This is a genomic window from Mesorhizobium sp. M0522, assembly GCF_040321085.1.
Lineage (GTDB): Bacteria > Pseudomonadota > Alphaproteobacteria > Rhizobiales > Rhizobiaceae > Mesorhizobium.
On record NZ_JAMYQW010000032.1, the window covers coordinates 38711 to 58574 of the forward strand.

Here is a 19864-nt window from a genome sequence, read left to right on the forward strand (position 1 = left end):
TACATACGTGGCGTATGAGTCTAAATAGATCATACGCGGCGTATGTCAATTGGCATACGAGACGTATGTTAATAGGGCCAGAGCATGCATAGACCACGCAAGGAGATGATTGCCGAAACCCGCGCCAAGCTGATCGGGGCGGCGCGCCAGGCCTTCGGCACGCTCGGCTATGCCGAAGCCTCGATGGACGATTTCACGGCATCGGCCGGGCTGACGCGCGGTGCGCTCTATCATCACTTCGGCGACAAGAAGGGCCTGCTCCAGGCGGTTATCGCCGAGATCGACGCCGAAATGTCGGCCCGGCTGAAGGTCGTTTCGGCCAAGCCGGACAATCTCTGGCAGGGCTTTGTCGACGAATGCACCGCCTATATCGAGATGGCGCTGGAGCCGGAGATCCAGCGTATCGTGCTTCGTGACGGGCCGGCGGTGCTCGGCGATCCATCGCAATGGCCAAGCCAGAGCACATGCATCCGCTCGATGACAGAGAGCCTGCAAAGACTGAGCGACGAGGGGACAATTCTCGCCGTCGATCCCGAAGCCGCGGCAAGGCTGGTCAGCGGCGCCTCGTTGCATGCGGCGCAGTGGATCGCAACTTCGAACGATCCCGAAGCGACGTCGAAGAAGGCAGTGAAGGCGTTCAAGGTTCTTCTGGAAGGGCTGCTCAATCGCACCGGCAGGCTGCCTCAGCCTGATCGATCGTCAGCGAAGCAGCTCCAGATTGACCGATCACCGGCCTGAGGTCATTCTTTTCGCAGATCCCAGGCGGCTCGCGGTGGGCTCAGCCGACGCCGGTTGCCTAAACCCTGTTGAACATCGCCTCACCAGCGCGCGAAAACATGGCCAAAGCGGCGAGGCGCGCCTATATCGGGGCATGGTCACGAGACTTTACACCCACCCGATTTTCCTCGAGCACATAACACCGCCCGGTCATCCGGAGCGGCCGGACCGTTTGCGCGCCATAGAGCGTGTGCTTGACGACGAGGCCTTCGCGGCGCTCGATCGCGTCCAGGCGCCCGAAGGCGACGAGGCAACCATCCTCTACGCGCATCCGCCCGAATTCGTCGAACGTGTCCGCGCAGCGATACCGGACACCGGCATCGCCCGTATCGACGCCGATACCACCGCCAGCCCAAAGAGCTGGCAGGCGGCCGTGACCGCGATCGGCGCAGCCAACGCCGCGGTCGACGACGTCTTCACCGACCGTGCCGAAAACGTCTTCGTCGCCGCACGGCCGCCCGGCCATCATGCCGAAAAGACCACCTCCATGGGTTTTTGCCTGTTCAACACCGCCGCGATCGCGGCACGCTACGCGCAGAAGAACCATGGCGCCGACCGCGTCGCCGTCGTCGACTGGGATGTGCATCACGGCAACGGCACGCAGGACATTTTCTGGGACGATCCATCGGTGCTCTATTGCTCGACACACCAGATGCCGCTTTACCCGGGAACCGGGGCCGTGAGCGAAACCGGCGCCGGCAACATCGTCAACGCGCCGCTGGCGCCGCAGAGCGGCAGCGATAGTTTCCGCGACGCCTTTCTGTCGCGCATCCTGCCGGCGCTCGACAATTTTGCGCCCGACCTCATCATCATCTCCGCCGGTTTCGATGCCCACCACCGCGATCCGCTGGCCGAGATCAACCTGACTGAGGATGATTTCGACTGGGCGACCGGCCAGTTGCTCGAACGAGCCGGGCGCCATAGCCGCAACCGGCTCGTCAGCGTGCTCGAGGGCGGCTACGATCTGCAGGGATTGGCATTTTCAGTCGCCGCCCATGTCGGGCGGCTGATGAAGGGATAGACGATGGCTGGTGAGACCAACGAAGATGTCAAGGCGATGAGCTTCGAGCAGGCGCTCGAGGCGCTGGAGAGGATCGTCGACGATCTGGAGCGCGGCGACGTTCCGCTCGACCAGTCGATCCGCATCTACGAGCGCGGCGAGGCGCTGAAGGCGCATTGCGACCGGCTGCTGAAGGCGGCCGAGGACAAGGTCGAGAAAATCAGGCTGTCGCGTGACGGCAAGCCGGCGGGGACAGAGCCGTTGGACGCGGATTGAGGCGCGGCCTCGAACGACAATTTTGCTTACCGGCTTTGGACATCATCACGATTGAGGATAAAACTCATCCCGTTTGAAACGGCTCCAGGACGAGAGGAGATTGCGAACGATGTGCAGAAACATCAAAACCCTGTTCAATTTCGATCCGCCGGCAACCAATGACGAGGTCCGCGATGCCGCGCTTCAGTTTGTCCGCAAGCTGAGCGGAACGACGCGGCCGTCGAAACAGAACCAGCATGCGTTCGACCATGCCGTCGAGGCCATTGCCGCCTCGGCGCGCGAATTGCTCGACAGCCTCGAGACGACGCAGCACCCGCGCAATCGCGAAGAGGTGGCGGCCAAGGCGAAGGCCAAATCTGCACTTCGCTTCGCCTGAGGGGACCGCGTGAGCTTCTTTCCCGGAAACGATCCGCAGATGGGCGATGCCTTCGCCAGCGATCAGATCGAGCTGATGGTCATTCCGAACGCCAAAGATATTGGCGGATTTCAGGTTCGCCGCGCCTTGCCGACGGCCAGGCGCCGGCTGGTCGGACCCTTCATCTTCTTCGACCGCATGGGTCCAGCCGTTCTGCGAGCGGGCCAGGCGCTGGACGTGCGTCCGCACCCACATATCGGCCTGTCTACGGTGACTTACCTGTTCGATGGCAAGATCAGGCACCGCGATTCGCTCGGCACCGAGATGGTAATCCAGCCCGGGGACGTGAATTTGATGACCGCCGGCCGTGGCATCGTCCATTCGGAGCGGACGCCGGAAGAACTCCGCGGCGCGCCGATGTCGGTTTCCGGCCTGCAGACATGGCTGGCGCTGCCGGACGGCAAGGAAGAAGTCGCGCCGGTCTTCGAGAACACCCCGGCCCTGCGCCTGCCCGAAATCGATGCGGAGGGGGTTAGCGGCCGTGTGATCATCGGTGCGTTTTCCGGACTGCGCTCCCCGGTCGCCACCGCTTCGGACACGCTTTATGCCGATCTCAGGCTGGCGCCGGGTGCCAGCGTGAAAATCCCGGCCGATGCCGAGGAGCGCGCCATCTATACGCTGGAAGGCCAGGTTTCGATATCCGGTGACCGCTTCCCGGCCGAGCGGCTGCTGGTTTTCCGGCCCGGCGATGAGATCGTTGTCTCATCGGAACGCGGCGCCCATTTCATGCTTTTTGGCGGCGCTTCGCTCGGTTCGAAACGTTATATCTGGTGGAATTTCGTATCGTCCTCAAAGGAACGCATCGAGCAGGCGAAAGAAGAATGGAAGACGGGCCGCTTCGATATCGTTCCTGGAGACGAGCAAGAGTTCATCCCGCTGCCCGAAAGCTGATGCGCGTTACCGCCACATTTACATTCGCCGGCCAGCGGCATATTTCACGATGAACAGAAAATCTGACCAGGCTCGCAAACAGTGAACGCAAAGCCCGATACGCCGCTTCTCGACAAGGTCCGCGTCCCAGCCGATTTGCGCACGCTTGCCGAAGGCGACCTGCCGCAGCTGGCGTCAGAGCTTCGCGCCGAACTGATCGACGTCGTTTCCCACACCGGCGGCCATCTCGGCGCCGGCCTTGGCGTGGTCGAGTTGACCGTCGCGCTGCACTACGTCTTCAACACGCCGGACGACCGGCTGATCTGGGACGTCGGCCACCAGGCCTATCCGCACAAGATCCTGACCGGCCGCCGCGATCGCATCCGCACGCTGCGCCAGGAGGGCGGCCTGTCCGGCTTCACGCGTCGCGTCGAGAGCGAATACGATCCGTTCGGCGCAGCCCACTCCTCGACCTCGATTTCAGCCGGCCTCGGCATGGCGATGGCGCGCGATCTGTCCGATGGCCGCAACAATGTCATTGCCGTCATCGGCGACGGCGCCATGTCGGCCGGCATGGCCTATGAGGCGATGAACAATGCCGGCGCACTCGATGCCCGGCTGATCGTCATCTTGAACGACAACGATATGTCGATCGCTCCGCCGACCGGCGCAATGAGCGCCTATCTGGCCCGTCTGGCGTCGGGCAAGACCTATCTGGGCTTGCGCGATTTCGGCAAGAAGCTGACGTCGTATCTCGGCGAGCGCGCCGATCGCGCCATCAAGCGAGCGGTCGAGCATGCGCGCGGTTACGTCACCGGCGGCACGTTGTTCGAGGAAATGGGGTTCTACCACATCGGCCCGATCGACGGTCACAACCTCGAGCACCTGATCCCGGTGCTGAAGAACGTCCGCGACAATGCCGACGGCCCGGTGCTGATCCATGTCGTGACCCAGAAGGGCAAGGGCTACGCCCCGGCCGAGGCGGCGGCCGACAAATATCATGGCGTCAACAAATTCGACGTCATCACTGGCGCCCAGGCCAAGGCGCCCGCCAATGCGCCGAGCTACACCAAGGTGTTTGCCGAAAGCCTGATCCAGGAGGCCCGAGAGGACGACCGCATCGTCGCTATCACCGCCGCCATGCCGAACGGCACCGGGCTTGATCTGTTCGGCGAAGCGTTTCCGGCGAGGACCTTCGATGTCGGCATCGCCGAGCAACATGCGGTGACCTTCGCCGCCGGCCTTGCCACGGAAGGCTTCAAGCCTTTCGCGGCGATCTACTCGACCTTCCTGCAGCGCGCCTACGATCAGGTCGTCCACGACGTGGCGATCCAGAATTTGCCGGTGCGCTTTCCGATCGACCGCGCCGGCTTCGTCGGCGCCGATGGTGCCACCCATTGCGGCGCCTTCGACACGACCTTCCTGGCGACGCTGCCCGGTTTCGTCGTCATGGCCGCGGCCGATGAGGCCGAGCTGCGCCACATGGTACGCACCGCCGCAAGCTACGATGACGGCCCGATCGCGTTCCGCTACCCGCGCGGCAACGGCGTTGGCGTCGAGATGCCGCAACGTGGCTCGGTATTGGAGATCGGCAAGGGCCGGATCGTCAGGGAAGGCACTAAGGTTGCGCTGCTTTCCTTCGGCACCAGGCTGCAGGATTGCCTGGCCGCAGCCGAGGAGCTTGGCGCGGCCGGGCTTTCGACCACGGTCGCCGATGCCCGTTTTGCCAAGCCGCTCGACGAGGACCTGATCCGGCGGCTGGCCCGTTCACACGAGATACTGGTGACGGTGGAAGAGGGCGCGGTCGGCGGCTTCGCCAGCCATGTGCTGCAGTTCCTGGCCCATGAAGGGCTGCTGGAGAGCGGCTTGAAGGTGCGCCCGCTGGTGCTGCCCGACACATTTGTCGACCATGCCAAGCCGGAAAAGATGTATGCCGATGCCGGGCTGGACAGCGCCGGCATCGTGCGCACCGTGTTCGTGGCGCTGGGGCATACCGCGCAGGCCCAGCGCGCCTAGCTTTTAGACGCATTCCCGCGACGCCGACGCGATTCAACTTGGCTGCAAGATGCCAGTCTGAATCAAATTCTCAACTGCTTGAATAAAATTGCCGGCGGACGGTCGTAAGATGCTGTTTACGCTGCCGTTTGGTGATCTGCTTACCGTGTCCTTTGGCCGTTTTTCAACGCCGCCCTGCTAGAAGGCAACCAGGCAGCGGAAAGCAGACCAATGAGATCGCTTTTGGGCGGCATCGCGCTTGCGGCCATCTTCGTCTTGTCGGCTACAGCCGAAACGCGCTACGACCGCAAACTCGAAAAGGCGGTGATGGGCATCGTCGCCGGCAAGATCGGCGAAATCCGTGGCGGCTTTTCCTACAAGCAGGCGCCGCAATTCGTCGTCGTGCCAGATACCTTGCCGAAGGCGTCCAGTTCCGCTGACCGGCCGCACACGCAGGTGTCCGGCGACAGCAGCGACGGTCTGACGCCGGCCGTCGAACGGCGGGCTTCGCGGACCATATTCTAAAGCACGATCCCGAAGAGACTCTAGAAACTAGAACCACATGTCGCGCACACAGCGACCATCTCTCGGCAAATCCTCGAATGTATCGAGACCATCGAAATGGTCGATCGGGAGATCGGCGACGGCCTCGGGCGGCGCAAGCCTCACATTGACGGCGACGCGGTAGCGCCCAGCCGCATCGGGATGCAAACCGCGCCAGGCCAGGACGCAAGCGCAGGTTGGGCAGAAGAGAATCTCAAGCGAAGGATGAGCCTTTCCGACGCGCCGATAGGCGCTTACGGGCCCGGCAAGGCGGATGCGTTCGTCGACATAGTCGTAAGCCCAGAGCGTGCCGTAGCGACGGCAAAGTGTGCAACTGCAGGCAGTGATCGAACCGGGATCGCCCTCCAGGGTCCAGTGGGCTGCCCCGCAGTGGCAGGTTCCCGTCAGCATGTTCCTCCTCCACGTTTCGACGGCTAAACGGCATCTCTTTCTTAGCATTGCTTCGGGTCTCGTGCGAGGTTCGACAAACAGCGCAGTGGCTTGATGCGTTCACCGCCTTTCCAACTATGCCTTGTCTGATCGCCAATCTCCTTGCCATCATCGTTGGCTTTCGCCATGAAGGCCGATGACTTCCCTTCCGCCAGCCAGCATACGCCAGCGGCTCGACGAATTGCTCGTCCAGCGCGGCCTGTTTGCCAGCCGCTCGCGTGCCCGCGACGCGGTCGAGCGCGGCACCGTGACGGTCGATGGCATCGTCGCCCTCAAGCCGGGCCAGGCCGTTCTGCCTGAGTGCAACATCGTCGTTGACGATCCGGCGCAAGGTTACGTGTCGCGCGCTGCACTGAAGCTGAAGGCTGGTCTCGACCATTTCGCCCTCGACCCCACCGGCAGCGAAGCGCTCGATGTCGGCGCCTCGACCGGCGGCTTCACGCAGGTGCTGCTCGAACGCGGCGCGGCGCATGTCACGGCGATCGATGTGGGGCACGGCCAGATGCACTCCAACATCGCCGGCGATCCGCGCGTGACGGTAATTGAAGGCCTGAATGCGCGCGAACTGTCGGCCGCCGATCTCGGCGGCCGTGTGCCGGATTTCATCGTCTCGGATGTCAGCTTCATATCGCTGAAACTGGCGCTGCCGCCGGCGCTTGCCTTGGCCAGGAATGGCGCAAAAGCTGTGTTTCTGGTCAAGCCGCAATTCGAGGCCGGCCGCGAGGCGATCGGCAAGGGCGGCCTGCTGAAGGACCCCTATGATGCGGCGCGCATTGCCGGCCTGATGCAGGACTGGCTCGATGCCATTCCCGGCTGGCGCTCGCTGGGGCTTTATCTGTCACCGATAGAGGGCGGCGACGGCAACCGCGAGTTCCTGCTCGGCGGCATCAAGGACGTCGAGACCCAGAAGCGATGAGCACCCGTTTCACGATCGCAAGGTTGGGCTCGCAGGGCGACGGCATCGCCGAGACGGAAACCGGCGAGGTTTTCATTCCGTTCGCGCTGCCGGGAGAGGTCGTCACCGCCGCGCGGGAGAAAGATCGCGCCACCTTGATGTCGGTCCTTCAGGCTTCGCCGTTGCGGGTCGATCCGCCGTGCCGGCATTTCGGCGCGTGCGGCGGCTGCGCCGTCCAGCATCTCGAGACTGAAGCCTATCACCGGTGGAAGCGCGAAAAGGTCGTGCATGCGCTGAAGAGCAAGGGCATCGCTTGCGATCTCGGGGCGCTGGTGCCGTGCGCGCCGCACACGCGCCGCCGTGTCGTCTTCACCGCCCGGCGGAGCGAGGTGGGAATGCAGTTCGGCTTCGTTCGCGCGCTGTCATCCGAGATCATCTCGATCGAGGAATGCCCGATCTCGCTGCCGCAGATCGTCGCTGCGCTCGACCGTTTGAGGATGCTTGCCGGACTGATCTGCACCACGACCAAATCGTTCCACATGGCGGTGACGGTGACCGGTTCCGGCCTCGATGTCGCGGTTCACGATTCCGGCAAGCTCGGCGAGAACCAGCGCCGCGTCGCCTCCAACTTCGTCATCGCCGAGGGGCTAGCCAGACTGTCGGTCGACGGCGAGGTCATTATCGAACCAAACAAACCGGTCGTCCTGTTTGGCGGCGTCGCCGTCGCAGTGCCTCCGGGCGCTTTCCTGCAGGCGACCGAGGCTGCCGAACAGGCGATGGCCAACATTGTCGGCCAGCATTTCGCGCGCGCCAAAAAGGTCGCCGATCTCTTCGCCGGCTGCGGCAGCTTCGCGCTGCGCCTGGCCGCAAGATCGGAGGTTCATGCGGTGGAAGGCGATGCGGCAGCACTCGCGGCGCTCGACCGGGCATTCCGTTTCGCCAGCGGCCTGAAGCGGGTGACCGGCGAACGTCGCGACCTGTTCCGGAGGCCGCTGACATTCAAGGAGTTGAATGCCTTTGACGGCGTTGTCTTCGACCCGCCTCGCGCCGGCGCCGAGGACCAGTCGAAGCAGATCGCGCGCTCCGACGTGCCGCTCGTCGCCGCGGTGTCTTGCAATCCGGTAACGCTGGCGCGGGACCTACGCATCCTCATGGACGGCGGCTACGCCCTGAAGAGCGTGACGCCGATCGACCAGTTCCTGTGGTCGCCGCATGTCGAGGCCGTGGCGCTGTTGGAGAAGCCGAGACGAAGGCGCTAGCAGCCAGGGCCTGAAACGCGCACCAAAAAAGCACATTTTTAGCGCACGTCGTTCAAACTGTGCCAGGAAATTGCCATGAGCACCGCAGCCTTCGAATTTCGGCATCGCGCTTCGGCGAGGAGCGGGCGCCGTTTCTCTCGCCAAGGCGGGTCGCTGAACTGCTAGGGGTCAATATGACAGAACTGGCGGGGCTGACCGGTCTCGCGCGCAACACGCTTGCCGCCAAGCCCGGTGCGCGCATGGTCGACGCCGCATTGAGTCCCATCGTCCGTATCCTGGCGATGGCCGGCGAGATGGCCGGTGATGAACATCGTGCGGCGATCTGGTTCAAGCATCAGCCGATCCCCGGTTGGGCCGGAAAGACCGCCTACGATCTGGTTCGCGAAGGCAAGACGGACAAGGTGCTTGCCTATCTGGAGGCAGTCCGCTCCGGCATCTATGCCTGAAACCAGGCTGACCCTGTGGCGCGCTTTTGTGCCGCGCTGGGCCGCTGTGAGCTGCTATGCTTCTTGCACGCGTTCGTATCCGGCCGCCTTCGCGGCCCTGACGAACTTGCGGTCAAAAGTCGCGAAGCCAGCGCAGTGAGCGGACTTGCCCAGATGCAGCGCATCAGCGAAATCCAACCCCTGTTCCGAGAGGTCGAGCGCGGACGACACGACCGCCCCGTCTTCCACCTCTACCGTGGGAAGCCCGCTAAACACCCGTAGCGTACGGGCGATTTCAAGAGGCGCAAAACCGTAGGCGCTGCGCAACACCCATTCGACTTCCAGCATCACCGTGACGGCGACAAAGACCGGCTGGCTATCGATCAGCGCCCGGGCGCGGGAAGACTGCGACGGGTGATCGCCCGTCAGGTAGCGGACGATCAGGTTGGTATCAATTGCGAGCATGGCGCCGCCGCGCTTCGGCGAGCACGCCCGCGTCCATTTCTTCCAACGTCTTCGGCCTGCCGCTATACCGCAGCGATCCAAACACGTCCTCTGGCCGCGTCTCGGCGAAGACTGGCGCAGGCTTCAGTAGCACGCCCTCCGGGGTATCCTCGACCAGAAGGCGTGTGCCGGCATGCCATTCCCTCCGTTTCCGGATCGCGCTGGGCAGGATGACCTGTCCCTTGGTCGAGACCGTAGTTACGAGCTTCTCTGCGGCAGCCATCTCGGCACGTCCTTAGGTGTAAGACGAATGTAAGATAGTCGAAGCTCTCGGCAAATTCAAGGCGCAAGCTACTCCTACTTAAAGCGATGACAAGGCAGTGGGCGGCGGGGATTGGTTGTTCCGGAGCGGCGATAATTCGACGTCAACTCCATCAAACCCTGGTGCCGCCGACTGTCATCTGGTTCATCCTGAGATGCGGCTGGCCGACGCCGACCGGCACGCCCTGTCCGGCCTTGCCGCACATGCCGATGCCGGTGTCGAGCTTAATGTCGTTGCCGATCATCGCCACACGATGCATGGCATCCGGCCCGTTGCCGATCAGCATGGCGCCCTTGATCGGTTGCGTCACCTTGCCGTTCTCGATCATGTAGGCTTCGGTGCAGCCGAACACGAACTTGCCCGAAGTGATGTCGACCTGGCCGCCACCGAACGACACGGCATAGATGCCGTTCTTGACCGAGGCGATGATCTCGTCCGGCTCCATGTCGCCTGCTGTCATGTAGGTGTTGGTCATGCGCGGCATAGGCTCGTGCGCGTAACCTTGGCGTCGTCCGTTGCCCGTGGCTTTCATGCCCATCAACCGGGCGTTCTGGCGGTCCTGCATGTAGCCGACCAGCTTGCCATCGTCGATCAGCACGTTATGGGCCGATGGCGTGCCCTCATCGTCGACGGTAAGCGAGCCACGCCGCTCGGGCAGGGTGCCGTCATCAACGACGGTGACGCCTTTCGCTGCCACCTGCTGGCCAAGCAGGCCGGCGAAGGCCGACGTCTTCTTGCGGTTGAAATCGCCTTCCAGCCCGTGGCCGACCGCCTCGTGCAACATGACGCCCGGCCAGCCGCTCGACAGCACGATGTCGAAAGTGCCGGCAGGTGCTGGAACCGCTTCGAGATTGACCAGCGCTTGCCGCAATGCCTCCTTGGCCGCGTGCCGCCAGCTGTCCTCGATCAGGAATTCACCAAAATCCTTGCGGCCTCCCATGCCGTAGGAGCCGCTCTCCTGGCGGTCGCCGCCGCCGACCACCACCGACACGTTGATCCTGACCAGCGGACGGATGTCGCGCACCATCTGGCCGTCGGCGCGCACGATCTCGACATGCTGCCAGGAGGCGGCGAGCGACGCCGTCACCTGCCTGACGCGCGGATCCTCGGCCCGCAGCCATGCATCGATTTCCTGAAGCAGCTTGGCCTTGGCTTCGAAGGAAGGTGAGGGGATAGGGTTTCCGTCGCCGTAGAGATGGCGGTTGGTGCGGGCAGGCGCTGCGGCAAGCGTACCGGAATAGCCGCTCTTCACCGTCGAAACGGCATCGGCGGCGCGCAGCAGCGAGGCTTCGGAGAGATCGCTGGAATGGGCGTAGCCGCTGGCTTCGCCGGCGACGGCGCGCAGGCCGAAACCCTGGTCGGTGTTGAAATTCGCGGTCTTCAGCTTGCCATTGTCGAACATCAGCGATTCGCTTTCGCTATATTCGAGAAACAGTTCGCCGTCGTCGGCGCCGTTAATAGTCTCGGCAACGATTTGCTTGATGCGATCGTCGGAAATGTCAAATTGGCCGATCAGGCTGTTCATGGCAGGTCCATTCGCAGGAGGATTGTTTCCCACGATGTAGGCGCGAAGGCCCTCACAGACAATCTGAAATGAGATTTGCCGTGACCCGGCCGGTCAACATCACTGGATCGTGCTACAAGACCCAGTCTCAAGGCAGGGCGGCGAAGCCGTCGGCGAAACCCTTGAGGTCGACGGGAATGCCGATGCCCTCTTCCGGCGTCTGGAAGACGATGAAGGTCGCCGACGTACCGGTCTTCAGCGTGTCGAGCAGCGGCTTTTCCAGGATGACCTCGGCATAGCAGCCGTCCTGGAAACAGCGCACGAAATAGGCGCGGCCGATATCCTTGCCGTCGACATTGAGGCCGAGGCCGTTGGGCAACAGCACGCCGAGCGGCGCCAGCACACGCAGGATTTCGGCCTTGTTGTCGGCTGTGCGCAGCACGACGACGGAAAGCCCCATTTCCGGGCGGTCCTCGGCGACGACGTTCTGCATCATCACGCATTGTTCGGATGTAGCACCGGCCGGCGTATCGCAGATGATCGACCACGCCCCATGCGTCGACTTCACCGTGCCGCTTGGCTGCGCGGCATTGGCCAGGCCGGCGCCGGACAAGGCTATTGCGGCGGCAACAAAGATGACCTTCGCCAAGGTTCTCGAAAGCCAAGGGTTCATGACGGCTCCATTGCGAATCACGGCACTTTAAGCCGCACTAAACCCAAGTAAAGGACGAGACCCCGGCGATCTGCCCCGACACAGGCGACAATGCGCTTTTCAGTGCCAATTTCGCCCTAATTGCGACGGCTCCGCACGCCGCGCGGCTCATTCTACCCGGATGCCGCTCTGGTGATTCGCGGCAAGCAGTCACCGCACGAAGCCACAGCCGCGCTTGCGCGCAAAAATGCCGCACGGGTTCCGGCGCTCCTTTCTTGCGGAGGCAAATAGAGTATGGTTTGAACCAGCCTTGAATTGTCCGGGATTCCCGTCCCGGCATTGTTCGACATTCTTGCGGTCCGATCGCGAGGAACTGGGAGATGACGAGGGCGATGAGAAAATTCCTGGCAACCGCCAAAATCGTAGCTAGTGCCGCCGCCACGTTGTTTGCCGCTGCATCCGCTCATGCAGCCCAGCCCCAACCTTGGGAAACCAGTTTTCAGCCTCCGGCGACCGACATTATGCGGCAGATCGAGTGGTTCGGGAACTACTCGTTCGCGTTCATCATTGTGATCACCGCCTTGGTGCTTTTCCTGATTGCCTACTGCATTTTGCGGTTCCGGGCGAGCGTCAACCCGACGCCGTCGCGCACCAGCCACAACACGCTGATCGAGGTCATCTGGACTGTCGGTCCCGTGGTCATCCTGCTCTGTCTCGCCATTCCCTCGTTCCAGCTGCTGACCGCGCAATACACGCCGCCGGAAGAAGCCAAGCTGACCGTCAAGGCGACCGGCAATCAGTGGAACTGGGACTACGAATACCAGGTCGACAACACGCTTTCCTTTAATTCCGCGATCCTTCAGGATGCCGACAGGGCTGCTGCCGGCAAGGAAGATCGCGCCGCGTATCCGCGCCTGCTCGCCGTCGACAATGAGATGGTGGTGCCGGTCAACACCATGACCCGGGTGCTGGTGACGGCGACCGACGTCATTCACGCCTTTGCCATGCCGTCCTTCGGCATCAAGACCGATGCGGTGCCGGGCCGCATCAACGAGGTCTGGTTCAAGGCCGACAAGGAAGGCCTCTATTACGGCCAGTGCTCGGAACTCTGCGGCAAGGACCACGCCTTCATGCCGATCGCCATTCGCGTCGTCTCCGATGCACAATACAAGACCTGGCTGGCGGCAGCCAAGACCGACCTTCCCGGCGCCAACAAAGCGCTGATGGCCGAGGTCGATGGCACGAACAAGGTAGCGGCCGCCGGCAATTGATGCCGCGACCAGAAAAGATTCAGGGAACGGAGCCGACCATGGCGAACGCTGCAGCTCACGACGACCACGACCACAAGCCGTATCATGGCTGGGTCCGGTGGGTGTATTCGACCAACCACAAGGACATCGGTACGCTTTATCTGATCTTCGCGATCATGGCGGGCTGCATCGGTGGCGCCTTGTCGGTCGTCATGCGCATGGAATTGCAGGAGCCGGGCATCCAGATCTTCACTGGCCTGGCGCAGATGGTCTACGGCATGAACGGCGACGCCGCCATCGACGGGGGCAAGAGCATGTACAATGCTTTCACCACCGCGCATGCGCTGATCATGATCTTCTTCATGGTGATGCCGGCGCTGATCGGCGGCTTTGCCAACTGGATGGTGCCGATCATGATCGGCGCGCCGGATATGGCCTTCCCGCGCATGAACAACGTCTCGTTCTGGCTGCTGCCGCCGGCTTTTATCCTGCTGATTTTCTCGGCCTTCGTCCCGAGTGCGCCCGGCGCCTACGGCGTCGGCGGCGGCTGGACGCTTTACCCGCCGCTGTCGACATCGGGCCAGCCTGGACCAGCCATGGATCTGGCGATCCTGTCAATCCACATCGCCGGCGCCTCCTCGATTCTTGGCGCCATCAACTTCATCACCACCATCTTCAACATGCGCGCGCCCGGCATGACCATGCACAAGATGCCGCTTTTCGCCTGGTCGGTGCTGATTACCGCCTTCCTGCTGCTGCTGTCGTTGCCGGTGCTGGCCGGCGGCATCACCATGCTTTTGACCGACCGCAATTTCGGCACCACCTTCTTCGCCCCGGACGGCGGCGGCGATCCGATCCTGTTCCAGCACCTGTTCTGGTTCTTCGGCCATCCGGAGGTCTACATTCTGATCCTGCCGGGTTTCGGTATCATCAGCCATATCATCTCGACCTTTTCGAGGAAGCCGGTGTTTGGCTATCTCGGCATGGCCTATGCGATGGTTGCCATCGGCGCGGTGGGCTTCATCGTCTGGGCCCACCACATGTACACGACGGGCCTATCGCTCGACACCCAGCGCTATTTCGTCTTCGCCACCATGGTCATCGCGGTGCCGACGGGTGTGAAGATCTTCTCCTGGATCGCCACTATGTGGGGCGGGTCGATTTCGCTCAAGACCCCGATGCTGTGGGCGATCGGCTTCATCTTCCTGTTCACTGTTGGCGGCGTCACCGGTGTGCAGCTGGCCAATGCCGGCCTCGACCGCCCGCTGCACGACACCTATTTCGTGGTCGCGCACTTCCACTACGTGCTGTCGCTGGGCGCGGTCTTCGCGATCTTCGCCGGCTGGTACTACTGGTTCCCGAAGATGACCGGCTACATGTATTCGCCGGTGATCGCCAACACCCACTTCTGGGTCACTTTCGTCGGCGTCAACCTGGTCTTTTTCCCGCAGCACTTCCTCGGCCTTTCCGGTATGCCGCGTCGCTATATCGACTATCCGGATGCCTTCGCCGGCTGGAATATGGTGTCGTCCTACGGCTCGTACATCTCGGCTGTCGGCGTCGTCATCTTCCTGTTCGGCGTCTTCGAGGCGTTCCAGAAGAAGCGGGTCGCCGGCGCCAATCCTTGGGGCGAGGGTGCGACCACGCTGGAATGGCAGCTGCCTTCGCCGCCGCCGTTCCACCAGTGGGAACAGTTGCCGAAGATCAAGTAGGCGGTTGCCTCCTTAATACGGAACCGCCGGCCGGCCGGCGGTTTTGGCCAACGGAATGATGGACTTTAAGTACGCATGGCCCTTGCCGAAGACAGACTGATTGACGAGCCGGGCTTCCGCATGTCGGAAGCGACGGCGGGCGATTTCTTCGCCCTGCTGAAGCCGCGCGTCATGTCGTTGGTGGTGTTCACTGCGTTTGTCGGCATGGTCGCCGCCCCGGTGACCATCAATCCGCTGCTGGCGGTGATCGCGATCCTGGCTATTGCCATTGGCGCCGGCGCGTCCGGTGCGCTCAACATGTGGTACGACGCAGACATCGATGCGGTGATGACGCGCACCGCCGGCCGTCCCGTGCCGGCCGGCCGCATCCGGCCAGGCGAGGCATTGAGTTTCGGGTTGGTGCTGTCGGTTCTGTCGGTGATGACGCTCGGCGTGCTGGTCAACTGGTTGGCAGCGTCGCTTCTGGCCTTCACCATCTTTTTCTATGCCGTCATCTATACGATGTGGCTAAAGCGCTGGACGCCTCAGAACATCGTCATCGGCGGGGCTGCCGGTGCCATTCCGCCGGTCATAGGCTGGGCGGCGGTAACCGGATCGGTCAGCCTCGAAAGCTTGGTGCTGTTCCTGGTCATCTTCCTGTGGACGCCGCCACATTTCTGGGCGCTCGCGCTCTTCAAGTCGGAGGACTATGCGAAGGCAGGCATTCCGATGATGCCGAATGTCGCCGGCCAGGCCTCGACCAGACGCCAGATCTTTGCCTATGCGCTGGTCCTCGCGCCGGTTGGCGTGCTGCCCTGGGTTCTCGGGTTCACCACGCCGGCCTATGGCATCGTTGCATTGCTGCTCGGCGCCGGCTTCGTCTGGTATGCGTGGAAGGTGCTGCAAATGGCCGATGACGACCGGGCGATGAAGCCGGCCAAGGCCTTGTTCGGCTATTCGCTGCTCTATCTCTTCGCCATCTTCGCCGCCTACCTTGGCGATTGCGTCGTCGCGCGCGCGCTGACCATCGGTGGAGCATGAGCATGATCGAAAAGAAGCTTGAACTGGTCACGCTGACCGAACGTCAGCAGAAGGCCCGCCGCAATCGCTCGGCCGCAATCGGTTTCGCGCTGGCGGCGCTGGTCGTCATATTCTACGTCGCGACCATCGTGAAATTTGGTCACAGTTTCCCCGGCTCGATGTGAGCTCACAATGACCAGGCAAACAGTCACCGATCCTAAGAAGAAGAATACGAACCGCGTCGTCGCCGGCGTCTGCATCGCGTTCTTCGGCGGCATGATCGGCATGGCCTACGCCGCGGTACCGCTCTACGCGATGTTCTGCCAGGCGACAGGCTACGGCGGTACCGTCAAACGGGCGACCCAGCAATATGCCGATCGGGTGCTCGATCGCGACATCACCATCCGCTTCGACGCCAACACCGCCGGCGTTCCCTGGCAATTCCAGCCGGTCGCCCGCTCGATCACCATCAAGATCGGCGAGACCGCCGAAGCGCATTTCAGCGCGACGAACAAATTCAGCCGGCCCATTACCGGACGCGCCACCTTCAATGTACAGCCTGAACTGGCCGGACCTTACTTCAACAAGGTCGAGTGTTTCTGCTTCACCGACACGACACTGAAGCCGGGGGAGACACTGGACATGCCGGTCGTGTTCTATGTCGATCCCGATATCGTCAACGCGCCGGAACTGAAGGATTTGAGGACGATTACCCTGTCCTACACGATGTTCCCGGTCGACAAGACCAAGCCGGTCGCATCATCGGTGCCGGCCGACGGCCGCCGCAACAAGATTTCAGATACCGAAGCAAGCCTCGGGGGTTGATATGGCAGACGCACACGCAAAACCACAACATGACTACCACCTCGTCGACCCGAGCCCGTGGCCTTTCCTGGGCTCCGTCGGGGCGCTGGTGACCGCGTTCGGCGGCGTCTGTTACATGCAATATCTCAAGGGCGGCGATTTCCCGATCTTCGGTTTCAACATCGCTAATCCATGGTTGTTCTTCATCGGCCTGCTGATCGTCATCTACACGATGTTCGCCTGGTGGTCGGATACGATCAAGGAGGCGCATGAGGGACACCACACCCGTGTCGTGTCGCTGCATCTGCGCTACGGCATGATCATGTTCATCGCCTCCGAGGTGATGTTCTTCGTCGCCTGGTTCTGGGCCTTCTTCGACGCCAGCCTGTTTCCGGGCGAGGTCCATCAATACGCCCGTACCGCCTTCACCGGCGGCGTCTGGCCACCCAAGGGCCTCGAAGTTCTCGACCCCTTCCATCTGCCGCTCTACAACACCGTCATCCTGCTTCTGTCGGGTACCACGGTGACCTGGGCGCACCACTCGCTCATCCACGGCGACCGCAAGGGCCTGATCAATGGCTTGGTGCTGACCGTCGGCCTCGGCATGCTGTTCACCATGGTGCAGGCCTACGAGTACATGCATGCGCCGTTCGGCTTCAGGGATTCCATCTACGGCGCCACCTTCTTCATGGCGACCGGCTTCCATGGTTTCCACGTCATCATCGGCACGATCTTCCTGCTGGTCTGCCTGATCCGCGCCATGAAGGGCGACTTCACGCCCAAGCAGCATTTCGGCTTCGAGGCCGCCGCCTGGTATTGGCACTTCGTCGACGTGGTGTGGCTGTTCCTGTTTGCCTCGATCTACGTCTGGGCGTCGAACGGTGCGATGATCGAACCACACTGACATTCGCCTCAGGAAATTGAGGCCCGAGGAATTGGGGTCTCAGGAAATCGACAAGGCGGCTGCGGCGACGTGGCCGCCTTATCTTTTGCGGCAAATGCTCCTAGGATGACCTCATGAGCGACGACAAGGCGATCTGGCCACCAATCGATCCGATCTCGGCCGGCCTGCATGGCCGCTGCCCCCGCTGTGGCGAGGGCAAGCTGTTCTCCGGGTTCCTCACGGTCGGTGATCGCTGCTCCAATTGCGGCCTCGATTATTCCTTCGCCGATGCCGGCGACGGGCCGGCGGTGTTCGTTATCCTAATCATCGGCTTTATCGTCGTTGGCCTGGCGTTGTGGATGGAGGTGACGCTCAATCCGCCGCTCTGGCTGCATCTGCTGCTGTGGATTCCGCTGACGCTGGTGCTTTGCCTGGCGGCGCTCCGGCTGATCAAGGGCGTGCTGCTGACGCTGCAATACCGCAACAAGGCGGCCGAGGGCCGGCTGGACCGCGGCGAATGAGCGAGGCATCCGGTTCGGTGGCCGGCCGGTCGCGGCCGAAGCGCGCATTGGCACTCGGCCTGGGTATCGTCGTGTTTTTGATCCTGCTGGCGCTCGGCACCTGGCAGGTTCAGCGCCTGCACTGGAAAGAGGGCCTTCTCCAGACGATAGACCAGCGCACGCATTCGGCGCCTGTGCCATTGGCCGAGCTCGAAAAGCGGTTTGCTGCCGCCGGCGACGTGGACTACACGCCGGTGATAGTGACCGGCACTTTCCTGCATCAAGACGAGCGGCATTTCCTCGCCACCTGGGAAGGCCAGTCCGGTTTCGACGTCTTCACGCCGCTACGGCTCGACGATGGCCGTTTCGTGCTGATCAACCGCGGCTTCGTGCCTTACGATTTCAAGGATCCAGCCAAGCGGCCGCAGGGACAGGTAACGGGCAAAGTGACGGTGACGGGGCTCGCCCGCAACCCGCTGCCGGCCAAGCCCTCGATGATGCTTCCCGACAACGATCCGCAGAAGAATATCTTCTACTGGAAAGATCGTGACGCGATGGCCTCGAGCGCCGGCCTGCCGACAGGTGCGGCGCTGGTGCCGATCTTCATCGATGCGAACGCCACCCCCAACCCCGGCGGGCTGCCGGTTGGCGGTGTCACCGTCATCGACCTGCCGAACAGCCATCTGCAATATGCGATAACCTGGTACGGCCTTGCCGCCGCCCTTGCCGGCGTCCTGATCTCCTGGCTCCGCCGCCCGGCGAAAGACCAATGATCGCCGCCACTACCCTTGACAGGGCAGGGCCGCGCACCTCATTTCCCGCCTTGAGCTCAGAAGTCATAGTCCGATCAACCGGCCTACAATCAGCGTAAGATGCAATCATGCTTCACACAAAGCCGCCGCTGACCATCCGGCTCTGCCAGCCCCGCGGTTTCTGTGCGGGCGTTGACCGTGCCATCCAGATCGTCGTGCTGGCGCTGAAGAAATACGGCGCGCCGGTCTATGTCCGCCACGAGATCGTGCACAACCGCTACGTCGTCGAAGGGCTGCAAAGCCTCGGCGCGGTGTTCATCGAGGAGCTCTCCGAGATCCCGCCCGAGCATCGCCAGAGCCCGGTCGTCTTTTCGGCGCATGGCGTGCCGAAATCGGTGCCGGCCGACGCCCAGTCCCGCAACCTGTTCTATCTCGACGCGACTTGCCCGCTGGTCTCGAAAGTCCATAAGCAGGCGATGCGCCATCAGCGGCTTGGCCGCCACGTGCTCTTGATCGGCCATGCCGGGCATCCGGAGGTCATCGGCACAATGGGCCAGTTGCCGGACGGCGCGGTCACTCTGATCGAGACCGAGGCCGACGCCGCAAGCTTCGTGCCTGCAGACCCGCAAGCGCTCGGCTTCGTCACCCAGACGACGCTGTCGGTCGAGGACACCGCCGGTATCATCCGCGCCCTGCAGCAGCGTTTTCCCGAGCTGCACGCGCCGGCGGCGGAATCGATCTGTTATGCCACCACCAATCGCCAGGAAGCGGTCAAGGAAACAGCGGCCGGCGCCGATCTCTTCCTGGTTGTCGGCGCACCTAACTCCTCCAACTCGCGGCGCCTGGTCGAAGTGGCCGAGCGCGCCGGCGCCTCGATGTCGCTTCTCGTGCAGCGCGCCTCCGAAATTCCGTGGGATGAGATTGCCGGCATTTCGACGCTCGGCCTGTCGGCGGGCGCCTCGGCGCCGGAGATCATCGTCGACGAGATCGTCGATGCGTTCAGGCAGCGCTTCGACGTGACCATCGAGCTGGCCGTGACGGCGACGGAGACGGAGGACTTTCCGGTGATGCGGGTGTTGCGCGATGTCGAACTGACGGCTGCCGACATGGCCTTCGTCAACGGGGCCGCGTAGCAAC

24 protein-coding genes are annotated in these 19864 nt (G+C 62.7%); 19 read left to right on the forward strand and 5 right to left on the reverse strand.

The genetic code is table 11. The annotated features are described in order from the left end of the window. Nucleotides 1-84 precede the first annotated feature (84 nt). The 7 genes from NKI58_RS26885 (at nucleotide 85) to NKI58_RS26915 (ending at nucleotide 5858) form a co-directional block, all read left to right on the forward strand. Complete coding sequence (locus tag NKI58_RS26885; protein WP_352788305.1) at nucleotides 85-738, forward strand: TetR/AcrR family transcriptional regulator; 654 nt, start codon at nucleotides 85-87, stop codon at nucleotides 736-738. A 133-nt stretch (nucleotides 739-871) separates the two neighbouring features. Continuing rightward, nucleotides 872-1798 (forward strand): histone deacetylase family protein, encoded by a 927-nt coding sequence (locus NKI58_RS26890; RefSeq protein ID WP_352456880.1) that lies wholly within the window; start codon nucleotides 872-874, stop codon nucleotides 1796-1798. A 3-nt stretch (nucleotides 1799-1801) separates the two neighbouring features. Beyond that, complete coding sequence (locus NKI58_RS26895; protein ID WP_352593338.1) at nucleotides 1802-2053, forward strand: exodeoxyribonuclease VII small subunit; 252 nt, start codon at nucleotides 1802-1804, stop codon at nucleotides 2051-2053. A 109-nt stretch (nucleotides 2054-2162) separates the two neighbouring features. Then, nucleotides 2163-2429: a DUF2277 domain-containing protein gene (locus NKI58_RS26900; RefSeq protein ID WP_023716908.1), complete on the forward strand. Its 267-nt coding sequence runs from the start codon at nucleotides 2163-2165 to the stop codon at nucleotides 2427-2429. Nucleotides 2430-2438: 9 nt separating this feature from the next. Further along, entirely contained in the window at nucleotides 2439-3359 is a 921-nt protein-coding gene (locus NKI58_RS26905) for a pirin family protein (RefSeq protein ID WP_352593341.1), read from the forward strand. Between the two features lie 81 nt (nucleotides 3360-3440). After that, complete coding sequence (gene dxs / locus NKI58_RS26910) at nucleotides 3441-5354, forward strand: 1-deoxy-D-xylulose-5-phosphate synthase (RefSeq protein WP_352593344.1); 1914 nt, start codon at nucleotides 3441-3443, stop codon at nucleotides 5352-5354. A gap of 210 nt (nucleotides 5355-5564) precedes the next feature. Further along, nucleotides 5565-5858, forward strand: a complete 294-nt coding sequence (locus NKI58_RS26915; RefSeq protein WP_352593347.1) for a hypothetical protein — start codon at nucleotides 5565-5567, stop codon at nucleotides 5856-5858. Nucleotides 5859-5885: 27 nt separating this feature from the next. Here the strand turns inward: NKI58_RS26915 and NKI58_RS26920 are convergent, their stop codons facing one another. After that, complete coding sequence (locus NKI58_RS26920; RefSeq protein WP_352622973.1) at nucleotides 5886-6287, reverse strand: GFA family protein; 402 nt, start codon at nucleotides 6285-6287, stop codon at nucleotides 5886-5888. 175 nt (nucleotides 6288-6462) lie between these two features. Here NKI58_RS26920 and NKI58_RS26925 point away from each other — a divergent pair, with 175 nt between their 5' ends. From NKI58_RS26925 to NKI58_RS26935, 3 genes are read left to right on the forward strand one after another with little or no spacing between them, the layout of a single operon-like run. After that, complete coding sequence (locus NKI58_RS26925; RefSeq protein WP_352622972.1) at nucleotides 6463-7242, forward strand: TlyA family RNA methyltransferase; 780 nt, start codon at nucleotides 6463-6465, stop codon at nucleotides 7240-7242. Continuing rightward, nucleotides 7239-8480: a class I SAM-dependent RNA methyltransferase gene (locus NKI58_RS26930; RefSeq protein WP_352622971.1), complete on the forward strand. Its 1242-nt coding sequence runs from the start codon at nucleotides 7239-7241 to the stop codon at nucleotides 8478-8480. Before NKI58_RS26925 ends, NKI58_RS26930 begins: the two co-directional genes overlap by 4 nt. A gap of 59 nt (nucleotides 8481-8539) precedes the next feature. Beyond that, nucleotides 8540-8926, forward strand: a complete 387-nt coding sequence (locus tag NKI58_RS26935; protein ID WP_352622970.1) for an antitoxin Xre/MbcA/ParS toxin-binding domain-containing protein — start codon at nucleotides 8540-8542, stop codon at nucleotides 8924-8926. 54 nt (nucleotides 8927-8980) lie between these two features. Here the strand turns inward: NKI58_RS26935 and NKI58_RS26940 are convergent, their stop codons facing one another. From NKI58_RS26940 to NKI58_RS26955, 4 genes are all read right to left on the reverse strand, one after another. Then, nucleotides 8981-9370 (reverse strand): type II toxin-antitoxin system VapC family toxin, encoded by a 390-nt coding sequence (locus tag NKI58_RS26940; RefSeq protein WP_023674128.1) that lies wholly within the window; start codon nucleotides 9368-9370, stop codon nucleotides 8981-8983. After that, complete coding sequence (locus tag NKI58_RS26945) at nucleotides 9357-9632, reverse strand: AbrB/MazE/SpoVT family DNA-binding domain-containing protein (protein ID WP_023674129.1); 276 nt, start codon at nucleotides 9630-9632, stop codon at nucleotides 9357-9359. Before NKI58_RS26945 ends, NKI58_RS26940 begins: the two co-directional genes overlap by 14 nt. 151 nt (nucleotides 9633-9783) lie before the next feature. Continuing rightward, a complete protein-coding gene (gene tldD / locus NKI58_RS26950) occupies nucleotides 9784-11196 on the reverse strand; it encodes a metalloprotease TldD (protein ID WP_352622969.1) in 1413 nt (470 codons plus the stop codon). A gap of 127 nt (nucleotides 11197-11323) precedes the next feature. Beyond that, nucleotides 11324-11848, reverse strand: coding sequence for an invasion associated locus B family protein (locus NKI58_RS26955; protein ID WP_023674131.1), 525 nt, complete (start codon nucleotides 11846-11848; stop codon nucleotides 11324-11326). 371 nt (nucleotides 11849-12219) lie between these two features. Here NKI58_RS26955 and coxB point away from each other — a divergent pair, with 371 nt between their 5' ends. From coxB to ispH, 9 genes are all read left to right on the forward strand, one after another. Continuing rightward, nucleotides 12220-13098: a cytochrome c oxidase subunit II gene (gene coxB, locus NKI58_RS26960; protein ID WP_352489615.1), complete on the forward strand. Its 879-nt coding sequence runs from the start codon at nucleotides 12220-12222 to the stop codon at nucleotides 13096-13098. A 38-nt stretch (nucleotides 13099-13136) separates the two neighbouring features. Next, entirely contained in the window at nucleotides 13137-14789 is a 1653-nt protein-coding gene (gene ctaD, locus NKI58_RS26965) for a cytochrome c oxidase subunit I (RefSeq protein ID WP_352622967.1), read from the forward strand. A 75-nt stretch (nucleotides 14790-14864) separates the two neighbouring features. Further along, entirely contained in the window at nucleotides 14865-15809 is a 945-nt protein-coding gene (locus tag NKI58_RS26970) for a heme o synthase (RefSeq protein ID WP_352622966.1), read from the forward strand. Beyond that, nucleotides 15806-15973, forward strand: coding sequence for a cytochrome c oxidase system small membrane protein (locus NKI58_RS26975; RefSeq protein WP_502894815.1), 168 nt, complete (start codon nucleotides 15806-15808; stop codon nucleotides 15971-15973). The genes NKI58_RS26970 and NKI58_RS26975 overlap by 4 nt, the downstream gene beginning before the upstream one ends. Before the next feature lie 7 nt (nucleotides 15974-15980). Then, nucleotides 15981-16613 carry a cytochrome c oxidase assembly protein gene (locus NKI58_RS26980; RefSeq protein ID WP_352622965.1) on the forward strand — a complete coding sequence of 211 codons (633 nt, stop codon included), beginning with the start codon at nucleotides 15981-15983 and terminating at the stop codon, nucleotides 16611-16613. A gap of 1 nt (nucleotide 16614) precedes the next feature. After that, on the forward strand, nucleotides 16615-17496 hold the full coding sequence (locus NKI58_RS26985) for a cytochrome c oxidase subunit 3 (protein WP_352578608.1): 882 nt from the start codon (nucleotides 16615-16617) through the stop codon (nucleotides 17494-17496). A 113-nt stretch (nucleotides 17497-17609) separates the two neighbouring features. Continuing rightward, nucleotides 17610-17996 (forward strand): DUF983 domain-containing protein, encoded by a 387-nt coding sequence (locus tag NKI58_RS26990; RefSeq protein ID WP_352621654.1) that lies wholly within the window; start codon nucleotides 17610-17612, stop codon nucleotides 17994-17996. After that, nucleotides 17993-18748 (forward strand): SURF1 family protein, encoded by a 756-nt coding sequence (locus tag NKI58_RS26995; protein ID WP_352622964.1) that lies wholly within the window; start codon nucleotides 17993-17995, stop codon nucleotides 18746-18748. The genes NKI58_RS26990 and NKI58_RS26995 overlap by 4 nt, the downstream gene beginning before the upstream one ends. A 107-nt stretch (nucleotides 18749-18855) precedes the next feature. Continuing rightward, the gene (gene ispH, locus NKI58_RS27000; RefSeq protein ID WP_352476675.1) at nucleotides 18856-19860 is read left to right on the forward strand and encodes a 4-hydroxy-3-methylbut-2-enyl diphosphate reductase; all 1005 of its coding nucleotides are present in this window, start codon (nucleotides 18856-18858) and stop codon (nucleotides 19858-19860) included. Nucleotides 19861-19864 lie beyond the last annotated feature (4 nt).